Source organism: Viridibacillus sp. FSL R5-0888, assembly GCF_038009105.1.
Lineage (GTDB): Bacteria > Bacillota > Bacilli > Bacillales_A > Planococcaceae > Viridibacillus > Viridibacillus arenosi.
In genome coordinates, this window is sequence record NZ_JBBPAU010000001.1 from 3267293 (window position 1) to 3280018 (window position 12726).

The 12726-nt window shown below is 38.0% G+C and carries 10 protein-coding genes; all 10 read right to left on the reverse strand.

Annotated features, from left to right (window positions below; genetic code table 11):
- Positions 1-9: 9 nt before the first annotated feature.
- Complete coding sequence (gene truB / locus MKY02_RS16370) at positions 10-924, reverse strand: tRNA pseudouridine(55) synthase TruB (RefSeq protein ID WP_076034001.1); 915 nt, start codon at positions 922-924, stop codon at positions 10-12.
- Between the two features lie 86 nt (positions 925-1010).
- A complete protein-coding gene (rbfA, locus tag MKY02_RS16375) occupies positions 1011-1361 on the reverse strand; it encodes a 30S ribosome-binding factor RbfA (RefSeq protein ID WP_038184234.1) in 351 nt (116 codons plus the stop codon).
- Positions 1362-1380: 19 nt separating this feature from the next.
- Positions 1381-1659 (reverse strand): DUF503 domain-containing protein, encoded by a 279-nt coding sequence (locus MKY02_RS16380; RefSeq protein ID WP_038184231.1) that lies wholly within the window; start codon positions 1657-1659, stop codon positions 1381-1383.
- Entirely contained in the window at positions 1656-4124 is a 2469-nt protein-coding gene (gene infB / locus MKY02_RS16385; protein ID WP_038184228.1) for a translation initiation factor IF-2, read from the reverse strand. Before infB ends, MKY02_RS16380 begins: the two co-directional genes overlap by 4 nt.
- 14 nt (positions 4125-4138) lie before the next feature.
- Positions 4139-4450: a YlxQ family RNA-binding protein gene (locus MKY02_RS16390; RefSeq protein WP_038184225.1), complete on the reverse strand. Its 312-nt coding sequence runs from the start codon at positions 4448-4450 to the stop codon at positions 4139-4141.
- The gene (gene rnpM, locus MKY02_RS16395) at positions 4447-4725 is read right to left on the reverse strand and encodes an RNase P modulator RnpM (RefSeq protein WP_038184222.1); all 279 of its coding nucleotides are present in this window, start codon (positions 4723-4725) and stop codon (positions 4447-4449) included. Before rnpM ends, MKY02_RS16390 begins: the two co-directional genes overlap by 4 nt.
- Before the next feature lie 84 nt (positions 4726-4809).
- Positions 4810-5952, reverse strand: a complete 1143-nt coding sequence (nusA, locus tag MKY02_RS16400) for a transcription termination factor NusA (RefSeq protein WP_038184218.1) — start codon at positions 5950-5952, stop codon at positions 4810-4812.
- Positions 5953-5972: 20 nt separating this feature from the next.
- Positions 5973-6455 (reverse strand): ribosome maturation factor RimP, encoded by a 483-nt coding sequence (gene rimP, locus MKY02_RS16405; protein WP_038184215.1) that lies wholly within the window; start codon positions 6453-6455, stop codon positions 5973-5975.
- Positions 6456-6588: 133 nt separating this feature from the next.
- Positions 6589-10923: a PolC-type DNA polymerase III gene (locus tag MKY02_RS16410; RefSeq protein ID WP_076065414.1), complete on the reverse strand. Its 4335-nt coding sequence runs from the start codon at positions 10921-10923 to the stop codon at positions 6589-6591.
- A 72-nt stretch (positions 10924-10995) separates the two neighbouring features.
- Complete coding sequence (locus MKY02_RS16415) at positions 10996-12702, reverse strand: proline--tRNA ligase (protein WP_038184209.1); 1707 nt, start codon at positions 12700-12702, stop codon at positions 10996-10998.
- Positions 12703-12726: the final 24 nt, after the last annotated feature.

The following is a 12726-nucleotide window of genomic DNA, read 5'->3' on the forward strand; positions in this document are numbered from 1 at the left end:
GACTGCCTCCTAATCAACAGCTGGGAACATTTTTTCTGGCTTCATAAGCCCATCTTTTGTTGGATGCTTAATATAAATAGCAACCGCTCTCCCATTTTCTACAAATACTATTTTATCATGTTCTTCTAGAGATGAGTGCATAGGAAGTACTTGTCCATTTGTAATTTGCTTATGATTCTCTTCATCAATTTGGAAAGTTGGATAATTAGTTAATGCTTGCTCAATTGGCATTATTACTTTATCCAATTCCTCCGCCTCAGCAATTTCACGTAATTCAGAAATTGTGACACAATCTTCCTTCTTAAAATTTCCAGAAGCTGTACGAACTAGTGAAGCCATATGCGCAGGGTACCCTAACTCTTCACCTATTTGTACAGCTAAAGTGCGAATATATGTCCCTTTGCTACATGCAATGCGAACTGGGAAAGTGATAGTAGCTCCCTCATAGACCAATTCATCATCTAGTAGTTCTAAGCTATAAATCATAACATTACGAGAAGGACGTTCTATAATCTGACCTTGGCGTGCGTATTCATATAATTTCCGTCCATTTACTTTCACAGCTGAATACATCGGTGGTGTTTGTGAAATTTCTCCAGTAAGGTTAGCAAGTACCTGTAATAATTGTTCACGAGAAATGGTTTTGATACTACTATCTTCTGCCACTATTTCCCCTTCAGCATCTTCAGTTGTAGTAGATGTGCCAATTGAAATAACAGCCTCATACGTTTTACCTGCGTCTGTCAGATATTCTGCTAGACGTGTTGCATTGCCAATACAAATCGGCAAAACACCTTCTACACCCGGATCAAGTGTACCTGTATGCCCTACTTTTTTCGTTTGCAATATTTTGCGTAATTTAAATACGCAATCGTGAGAAGTCATTCCCCGTTCTTTCCATAGAGGAAGAATGCCATGTTGCATTCGTGTCAACTCCTTTTTAGTATAAATAATTTTATTTTAAAGACAGAAAAAGCCTGCAAATAATAAGGTTTGCAGGCTTGTTTCAATTATTGATCTTTTGATTCATGTAGTTGACGTAAAAGCGTGTCAATTTTATTACCATATTCAGCCGATGAGTCAAATTCAAAGGATAATTCTGGTGTAATTCTTAAACGAATACGTTGACCAATTTCAGAACGAATAAAGCCTTTTGCTTTTTCAAGTCCTTTTAATGTGTCCTGACGCTCTCTCTCAGTACCTAAGCTAGTAATATAAATTGTTGCTTGTTGTAAGTCACCTGTTACTTCAACATCTGTTACAGTAACAAATCCGACGCGAGGGTCTTTTAGTTTACGAACGATAATATCGCCGAGTTCCTTTTTCATTTGTTCTGCAACACGGTTCGCGCGCATACTCATAATCGTTTCACCTCAATTTTTATAAGTACTCTCTTTGTATGTTTAGTCGTTCCCATTCGGGATTTGATTCTAGAAGTTGAAGAGCACGAGTGAGCTCACGATCTGCTGCATCCTTAGAAGAAGCAACAGTAACAATCGCGAGCAATGCTCTTTGCCAAACATCTTGATGATCAATTTCTGCAATGGAAACATTGTACCGCTGTTTTGTACGGGTAATCATACTTTGCAAGACAGCACGTTTTTCTTTTAACGAATGGGCCGCAGGGATGAAGAATTCACACTCTGCGTAGACAATCATTTGCGGACAATTTCTTCCATGATGAATGCTTCAATTACATCTTCTGTTTTAATGTCATTGAAGTTTTTCACTGTAAATCCACATTCATAACCTTTAGCTACTTCTTTTGCATCATCTTTGAAACGTTTTAAAGAGTCTAATTCGCCTTCGAAAATAACGATACCCTCACGGATAACACGAACACCACTATCGCGCGTAATCTTACCTTCAAGTACATATCCACCAGCAATTGTGCCGACTTTAGATACTTTGAATGTTTCACGAACTTCTGCTGAACCAATTATTTTTTCTTGGAATTCAGGATCTAATAATCCTTTCATTGCAGCTTCGATTTCTTCAATTACTTTATAAATAACACGGTGTAGACGGATATCTACTCCTTCAGCTTCAGCTGCACGTTTCGCATTAGTATCTGGACGTACGTTGAAACCAATGACAATTGCATTTGATGCGGCTGCTAATGAAATATCAGATTCTGTAATTGCACCAGCACCCGTGTGGATGATACGCACATTTACACCTTCTACATCAATTTTCATTAACGAAGCTGCCATTGCTTCTACTGTACCTTGAACGTCAGCTTTAACGATTAAGTTTAACTCTTTCATTTCGCCTTGGCTCATTTGTTCAAATAAATTATCAAGAGTTACTCGTTGTTTTTCAGAGCGTTGTGCTTGAATAGCAGTCGTTGCACGTGCTTCCCCTACTTGACGAGCTGTTTTTTCATCTTCGAATACTACAAAACGGTCGCCAGCTTGAGGAACTTCACTTAATCCAGTAATTTCAACTGGTGTAGAAGGACCTGCAGTTTTTACGCGACGTCCAATATCATTAACCATTGCACGAACACGTCCGTAAGCGTGGCCAACTACAATTGGATCTCCTATGTTAAGAGTACCATTTTGTACTAATAAAGTAGCAACAGATCCGCGACCTTTATCTAGTTGTGCTTCGATTACAGTACCAATAGCTTTACGTTTTGGATCAGCTGTTAATTCGCCTACTTCTGAAACTAACAATACCATTTCAAGTAATGAATCAATGCCATCTCCTTTTAATGCTGAGATAGGAACAAAGATCGTTTCGCCGCCCCAAGCTTCTGGTACTAGACCATGCTCAGTAAGCTCTTGCATTACGCGATCAGGGTTAGCTGTTGGTTTATCCATTTTGTTTACAGCAACAATAATTGGAACTTCTGCAGCTTTTGCATGGTTGATTGCTTCAACTGTTTGAGGCATTACACCATCATCAGCAGCAACTACTAAAATTGTTAAGTCAGTAATTCTTGCACCACGCGCACGCATTGTTGTGAACGCTGCGTGTCCAGGTGTATCTAGGAATGTAATTTTTTTGTCGTTTACGACTACTTGGTAAGCACCAATATGTTGTGTAATACCGCCAGCTTCTCCAGCAGTTACTTTTGTGTTACGAATTGAATCTAGTAATGTTGTTTTACCATGGTCAACGTGACCCATAATTGTTACAACTGGTGGACGTTCTGCTATGTTATTTGTATTTACTTCTTCTTGGTCACCCTCAAAGTAAGTTTCTAGGTCTGTTACGTCGATACGAATTTCTTCCTCAACTTCCACACCATAATCAGCACAGATTAGTTCGATCGCATCTTGTTCAAGCTCTTGGTTAATTGTCGCCATAACGCCAAGCATGAATAATTTTTTGATGATTTCAGATGGTTCACGGCCTAATTTTTTCGCTAATTCGCCTACAGATAATGATTCGAAGAAAGTGATTTTTTCTGGTAATTCTTTTTTCACTGCAGGTACAACTGGTTGTGGTCTTTGTTTACGACGTTGCCCACCATTAATACCTGGTTTTTTTCTTTGATTAAAGTTACGGTTTCCACCTTGTTGGTTGGATTGACCACCAGGTCCGCGATTTGTGTTACGGTTTTGGCTTGAATTTGAATTCGAGCCAGTTCTTGTGTTCGAATTCGTATTTGGTTTATTGTTTGAACCTGTATTTGGTCTTGAGTTTGTGTTCGTATTTGAATTCGAATTTGGTCTTGAACTTGTGTTTGTGTTTGGTCTTGAACCTGTGTTTGTGTTTGGTCTTGAATTAGTATTTGGTCTTGAATTTGAGTTAGAACGATTGTTTGAATTTGAGTTTGAGTTGTTTTTTGAAGTGGAATTGTTATTCATAGTACTTCCTTGATTAGTATTTTGTTTTGGTTGAGCAGCGCTAGTTTGTGGTGCTTTTTCGTCTTTTCTAGCGTTCGGACGATTCCCTTGTTGTCCTCTGTTTTGGTGCTCAGTTTTTTTTGGTCCTTGAGATGATTGTGCGTTAATTTTCATTTTAAATACACCATCTAATTTGCTAACTGCATCTTTTTCTAACGTAGACATATGGTTTGTGACGTTTATTTGTAGCTTTGTAAGCTGATCAATAACTTCTTTACTTGACTTATTTACTTGTTTCGCATATTCATGGACGCGTAATTTTGTCATGTATTCACCCCCGGTTAGATTTCGTTGAGAAGCTCGGACAGTTTTTTCGCAAAACCGTCATCCACGATGGCTAATGAGACCCGTGCGTCTTTCCCCGTGGCATGTCCGAGATCATATCTAGTCCCGAACTCCTGCAACTCAACGTTGAAAGAATGACATTTATCTTGCATTTTTTTGCGCGTATTGGCAGATGCATCTGTTGCTAAAATAACAAGCTTCGCACCATTATTGCGCACTTCTTTAATAACTTGTTCTTCGCCTGAAACGATTTTACGAGCCCTGGCAGCCAATCCAAGTAAATTTAAAATAGATTGCTGTGGCGTCATGTTAACGTCTCCTTGCGAATGACTTTTAAAAGGTCTTCATATACTTGTTCAGGAATTTCCACTTCTAACTGATGTTTCAGTACATTTTTCTTTTTCGCTTCTGCAACAGCTGTTTCGGATTTCGAAACATATGCACCGCGACCTGATTTCTTGCCTGTAACATCAACGGAAACTTCGCCTTCTTTAGAACGAACAACCCGGATCATTTCTTTTTTAGGAAACATTTCACCAGTTGCTACACATTTTCTTAAAGGAATTTTTCTGTTTATCGACATAAGAACACACCTTCCTTTTAGCGTAAGAACTATTGGCCATAATGGTTCTATTAGAAGACTTTGCATATGACCAAATGCTATTACTTATTCTTCGTCGTCTTTATATAAATCAACCTCAACGTCATAATCTACATCTTCTTCGTCTTGAGCTTCCTCATAAACAACAGTTGATGATTGAGTTGGGTAGATTCCTAATTCTCTTGCATCTGTTTCACTCTTAATATCAATCTTCCAGCCAGTCAATTTAGCAGCAAGGCGCGCATTTTGACCGCGTTTACCAATAGCTAAAGATAATTGATAGTCAGGAACAACTACTGTAGTTGACTTTTCTTCTTCATCAACTTGCACATCAAGAACTTTTGAAGGACTTAGTGCGTTTGCAACGAATACTACAGGATCTTCTGACCATTCAACGATATCGATTTTCTCACCGTTTAGTTCGTTAACAATTGTTTGTACACGGGCACCTTTAGTACCTACGCATGAACCTACAGGATCCACTTCTTCATTATGTGCAAAGACAGAAATTTTAGAGCGATCGCCAGCTTCACGAGCTATTGATTTAATTTCTACTGTACCTTGGAAGATTTCAGGAACTTCTAATTCAAATAAACGACGAAGTAAACCTGGGTGAGTACGTGATACGTATACTTGTGGCCCACGAGAAGTACGTTCTACTTTCGTGATATACACTTTGATACGATCGTGAGGCGCATAAGACTCGCCTTGAATTTGTTCATTTTGTGGTAATACCGCTTCGACTTTACCTAAACCAACGTAAATATTACGTGGGTCTAAACGCTCTACAATACCATTTACGATATCATCTTCGCGATCCACATATTCTTCATAGACAATGCCACGTTCTGCTTCACGGAATCGTTGAGTAACGATTTGTTTCGCTGTAGTTGCAGCGATACGTCCGAAATTACGTGGTGTTTCTTCCTGTTCCACGATATCACCAATCTCATAGGCAGGGTTGATAACTTGCGCATCTTCTACAGAGATTTGTAAGCGATCGTCTTCTACTACCTCTACTACATCTTTTCTTGAATACAAGTGCATTGTACCGCGGTCAAGGTTTAAATCAACACGCACGTTTTGCGCTTGGTTGTAATTCTTTTTATATGCATTAATAAGTGCCGCCTCGATTGCTTCAATAATGATATCACGAGAGATACCTTTTGCTTCAAGTGCATTTAACGCACCAACCAATTCTTTACTCATTGTCTATTTCACTCCTACTATTAACTTTCTGCGGAAAAATCGATTGCTAATCGAGCTAATGCTATTTTATCTTTATCGATAACGACCTTAATTTTTCTTGTTTTAATCTTAACGTCAAGTTCTACACCTGCGTCTGAATAAGATTTTAAATAACCTTCAAATACTTTCATACCGTTAATGGCTTCATATGATTTAATATGCACGAATTGACCGATAGCCTTTTCAAAATCAGCTTCTTTTTTTAATGGTCGTTCTGCTCCTGGAGATGACACTTCAAGGAAATAATTTTGTTCAATTGGATCAGATTCATCCAATTTTAAACTTAATAATTCACTTACTTGAGCACATTGTTCAATGTCAATGCTTCCTTCAGGAGTATCAATGTAAACGCGCAAAAACCAATCGCGACCCTCTTTAACGAATTCAACTTCGACTAATTCAAGGTTTAACCCTTCTACTATAGGCGTTGCAAGTTGTTCCACTGCTGAGATAACTTTGCTCATACAATCCTCCTGACTCACTTCATGTTGTCATAACAACAGAAAAGAGCGGGAAATCCCACTCTTTTGCTGGTGTTCTATCAACAAATTAATTAAATAAATGATAGCACAGTATAGCCCGAAATGCAAATAAACCCTAGAACAGAGAGAGTTGGTTAGCATCTGGCATACCTTCTAAACAACCAAGTTTATCCATATATTCGATCAATGTTTTTGATACACGTCCACGTTGTTGCAAATCCTCTTTTGATAAGAACTCGCCATCTTCTCGAGCTTTAACAATAGCAAACGCTACGTTGTTACCAAGACCTGGAATTGCATTGAAAGGAGGGATTAAACTATCCCCATCAATCACAAATTCCGTTGCTTTAGAACGATACAAATCTACCTTTTGGAAATGATAACCACGTTCGCACATTTCTAAAGAAAGCTCAAGGACAGTTAGCAAACTTTTTTCCTTCGTAGAAGCTTCTAACCCTTTTGCATCAATTTCATCAATTTTTGACTTAATCATTTGTGAACCATTCACCATCGCGATAAGATCGAAGTCTGAAGCACGCACACTAAAGTATGCACAATAATAAAGAATTGGTAAATGTACTTTAAAATATGCAATACGCACTGCCATTAATACATATGCAGCAGCATGGGCTTTTGGGAACATGTATTTAATTTTCTTACATGAATCAATGTACCACCCAGGCACTTTATTAGCTTTCATTTCTGCTTCAAATTCTTCTGATAAACCTTTCCCTTTACGCACTGACTCCATAATTTTAAAGGCCAATGACGGCTCCAACCCTTGATAGATTAGATACACCATAATATCATCACGACAGCCTATAACTTCAGATAATACACATGTACCATTTTGGATTAATTCACTAGCATTCCCTAACCAAACATCAGTACCGTGAGATAGTCCAGAAATTTGGACAAGCTCTGAAAATGTCGACGGTTTCGTTTCTTCTAACATTTGACGAACAAATCGTGTACCAAACTCAGGAATACCCAAAGTACCTGTTTTACAGTTGATTTGCTCAGCTGTAACACCTAATGACTCTGGTCCATTGAAAATTTGCATAACCTCTACGTCATCAGTAGGAATTGTTTTGGGATCAATTCCTGATAAATCTTGTAGCATACGAATAACTGTCGGATCATCATGTCCAAGTATGTCTAGTTTTAATACGTTATCATGGATTGAGTGGAAGTCGAAATGGGTTGTTTTCCATTCAGAATCCTGTGCATCTGCTGGAAACTGAATCGGCGAAAAATCGTAAATATCCATATAATCAGGTACTACGATAATACCGCCTGGATGTTGCCCTGTTGTTCGTTTAACACCCGTACACCCTTGTACAAGTCTGTCTACTTCTGCACCACGGAAATTTAAGTTATTGTCACTTGCATAACCTTTTACATATCCATATGCAGTTTTCTCTGCGACCGTACCAATTGTTCCCGCGCGATACACATACTCTTCGCCAAATAATACTTTCGTATAGTTGTGGGCTTGTGGTTGATATTCACCACTAAAGTTAAGGTCGATATCTGGAACTTTATCTCCTTTAAATCCAAGGAAAGTTTCGAATGGAATGTCGTGACCATCTTTTTGATAGGGCGTACCACATTCAGAACAATCCTTATTCGGGAGGTCAAAGCCTGACCCAACAGAACCGTCATCAAAAAATTCTGCATGCTGGCAATTTGGACATACATAGTGTGGAGGTAAAGGATTTACTTCGGTAATTTCCATCATTGTTGCAACAAGTGACGAACCTACCGACCCCCTCGAACCTACCAAGTAACCATCATTTAATGATTTCTTCACAAGTTTATGTGAAATTAAATATATAACAGCAAATCCATGGCCAATAATCGATTTTAATTCTTTCTCAAGACGTGCTTCTACAACCTCAGGTAAGTTGGGTCCGTAAATAGAATGAGCCATATCATAACTCATATTACGTACTTCTTCGTCTGCACCCTCAATTTTAGGTGTATAAAGATCATCTTTTACCGGTTTCACATCGCCAATCATATTAGCAATTTTCTGAGGGTTCGTTACAACAATCTCTTTTGCAATATCGTCACCTAAAAAAGCAAATGCATCTAGCATTTCATTAGTAGTGCGGAAATGCACTTTTGGTAATGTATGACGATTCAATGGGTTTGCCCCACCTTGTGAACGGATTAAAATTTGACGGAATATAGCATCATTTTCATTTAAATAATGAACATTGCCTGTTGCCACAACAGGCTTATCTAATTTTTTTCCTAACTTGACAATTTTACGGATTATATCTTCTAAGTTCCATTCATCACGTACAAGTTCACTATCAATCAAATGTGAATATACAGCCTTTGGATGTACTTCTAGATAATCGTAGAATTTTGCAACTTGTTCTGCTTCTTCCATTGATTTTTGCATAACAGTTGTGAAAACTTCACCTTTATCGCAAGCTGAACCGATAATTAATCCTTCTCGGTACTTCGTTAACATTGAACGTGTAAGACGCGGTACACGGTAAAAAGTTTGCGTATGTGAAAAGCTAATAAGTTTAAAGAGATTCTTCAGACCGACATTATCAGTTGCTAAAATTGTACAGTGTGTAGGTCGAGCTCGTTTGTATGAGTCGCCTCCACCGATATTTTTGTTGAAATCATCGTGATATTTAATACCTTTTTCATCTGCTTCTTTTAAGAGATGTAAAAGTAGAAATCCTGTAGCTTCCGTATCATAAATTGCACGGTGATGTTGTGTTAATTCTATATTGAACTTTTTACATAAAGAATTTAATCTGTGATTCTTCATTTCTGGGTGTAAGAAACGTGCAAGCTCCAATGTATCAATAACCGGATGATTCTTCTCATCAATTCCTGCTTTTTTATAAGCTTCATATAAGAAACCTATATCAAATGAAGCATTGTGAGCAACAACAATTCCATCACCAATAAAATCATGGAATTTCTTTATCATATCCACAACTTCTGGTGCATTTCTAACCATATCATCTGTAATACCTGTTAGTTCGATCGTTGTTGCAGAAAGAGGATGATGAGGATTTGCAAAACTCTCGAATTTATCGACAACTTCACCATTAACGATTCTAACTGCAGCAAGCTCGATAATCGTGTCGTATGCAGCTGATAATCCAGTTGTTTCTACGTCAAAGACAACAAATGTATCCGTTTCAAGGAGGCGATGCTGTTCATCATATGCAATAGGTACACCGTCATCTACTAGATTGGCTTCTAATCCGTATAAAATTTTTATACCGTGCTTCTTACCCGCATTATAGGCATCTGGGAATGATTGAGCAACAGCATGATCTGTAATTGCAATTGCCGGATGTCCCCATTTAGCTGCTTGAGCAACAAGATCACCAACAGATGTAACGGCGTCCATTTGACTCATTGGAGTATGAAGATGTAGTTCGACACGCTTTTCACCTTCTGGAGCAGTATCTTTACGTAAGATAGGCTTTATTTCCATAATATCTTGTGCCATAACAATTAGATCACGAACAAATGTATCATTTTGAACGGAGCCTCGTGCCTTCACCCACATACCCTTTTTAGCCTGTTGCATAAGTGCAGCATCCTCTTTATCTCGTGAGAACATTTTAACTAAAATGGAATCAGTATAGTCGGTAATTTTCAAAGTCAGTAGCGATCGACCACTACGTAACTCTTTTACTTCTGCATCGAAAACAAATCCTTCAATCGTGATACGTCGTTCTTCATCTTGAATTTGTTGAATTTCCATCATTGCCTCATCTGGCTTTATAGGAATCCCCAGTTGGAATGGTCGGTCTGATACGTCTACACCACTTGGATTATCGTTGCGTTCTTTTTCACGCTTTTGCATATCTTCGACGGCTTTTTTTGCAAAAGCTTCCTCTTCTATACGGCGTTGTTCTAAAAATGCAAGTTGCGCTTCTGCTAATGCTTCAGTTGATTCATTAAGTTGAAAATCAATTGGCATATGCGGGAATCCATAGGTTTCATAAGCGTCCGCTATGATCTCTGTGTACTTTTTCTTAAGAGTCATCATTTCTAGCTCTTGTTGACAAGTGATCATCATTTTCTGACCATTCCATTCAGGCAGTTGTTTCACTAAACCTTCTCGCAATGGCGGGGATAGTTCATCTATGTCTTCAATCACTTTTAGCCAATAATCTGTTACTAATTCCTTTGAAATTGTTTGTTGCGGAGCTTTAATATCCAATTCAATTTGAGCAATTTGCGAAAATGCCTTTGTTAAGCGTGTTTCAAATTCGCGATACACACCAAATGGTAGAATCGCAGGTAATTTGAGAGAAAATCGCCAAACGCGTTCTTTTTTGTGTACGGTCATTCTAGCTAATTCAGCAGCATTAAAATAAGGCATATATACGTCTTCTGTTAAATCAATTTGTTGGAGCAGTAGTTGAAATTTCAACTTTGCGTCTTGCTCGTTTGTCATTATCCCACCTACCTTCTGTAAAAAAAGAAAAGAAGTACATTAAAGTACTTCCCCCTTTTGACTCATTCAACATTACTCAGCGTGAAAAAAGTTATTCAAACGATCGACTAACTCTTCTTTAGCCCATTCGAAAGTTTCGCCAGACTGTCTAAATTTCACTTCTAAAATACCTTCTGAAGCTTTTTTACCAATTGTAACACGTACTGGTAAACCGATTAAATCTGCATCTGCGAATTTAACTCCTGCACGCTCTTTACGATCATCATAAAGCACATCATAGCGATATGATTGTAACAATTTGTACGTTTCTTCAGTTAAGTTCTTTTGTGCCTCATCTTTTTCATTCACTGAAATCAAGTGAATATCATAAGGAGCAATTTGTTTTGGCCAAACAAAGCCATAGCTATCTTGGAATTGTTCTGCAACTGCAGCTACCAGGCGAGACACACCGATACCATAACAACCCATGATAAATGATTGAGCTCGTCCATTCTCATCCAGGAAAGTTGCTTTCATAGAGTCACTGTATGTTGTACCTAGTTTGAATACATGCCCAACTTCAATACCCTCAGCAAATTTAATTGTGCCCTTTCCGTCTGGAGATGGGTCGCCAATTTGAATAAAGCGTAAATCTTCAAAACGATCAATTGCAAAGTCACGGCCTGGATTTACATTAATATAGTGGAAACCGTCTTCATTTGCACCACATACACCGTTACGGATAGATTTGATTGCATTATCCGCAACCACTTTTACATTAATAGGAAGTTTTACAGGTCCCAAAGAACCAACATGACTACCTAGTAAATCAAAGATAACTTTGTCATCTGCTAACTCAACAGATTGTGCATCCAGTGCGTTTTTTAATTTAATATCGTTGATTTCATGATCTCCACGAGCTAATACAACAACTAGGTCGTCATCTACATTAAATACTAATGATTTAATACAAGATTCAGGTGATACTTTTAAGAATTCAACAATCTCATCGATTGACTTCTGGTCAGGTGTAGAAACTTTTTCAAGTTCTTTCATATCTTCATTTGAATGACTATACTCTACGTTTACTTCAGCCATTTCAATATTTGCAGCAAAACTTGATTCATCAGAGAACGCAATTGTATCTTCTCCAATTTCAGATAACACCATAAATTCGTGTGTATCTTTACCGCCTATTGAACCTGAATCTGCGATAACTGCACGGAAGTTTAAGCCAAGTCGAGTGAAAATATTCGTATAAGCTTTTACCATATCATTATATGTTTCATCTAAACTTTCACGTGTAGCATGGAATGAATATGCATCTTTCATAACAAATTCACGACCACGTAATAAACCAAAACGAGGGCGCTTTTCATCACGGAATTTATTTTGAATTTGATAAAGTGTTAATGGTAATTTTTTGTAAGATTTTACTTCATCACGCACTAAAGAAGTAATAACTTCTTCGTGTGTAGCTCCTAATGCAAAATCACGGTTATGACGGTCTTTTAAACGCATTAACTCTGGACCATATGCTTCCCAACGTCCTGTTTCTTGCCAAAGCTCAGCTTGCTGTAAAGCAGGCATTAACAATTCGACAGCATCGATTGCTTCCATTTCCTCGCGAACAATTTGCTCTATTTTTTTAAGTACTTTTGTAGCTAGTGGTAAGTATGAATAGACACCACTTGTATTTTGACGAATAAAACCTGCACGTAATAATAGCTGATGAGACTTAACGTCAGCATCAGCAGGTATTTCACGTAAGGTTGGGATAAATGTTTTGCTTTGTTTCATAAAAACCACACCTTTTGCGTTATT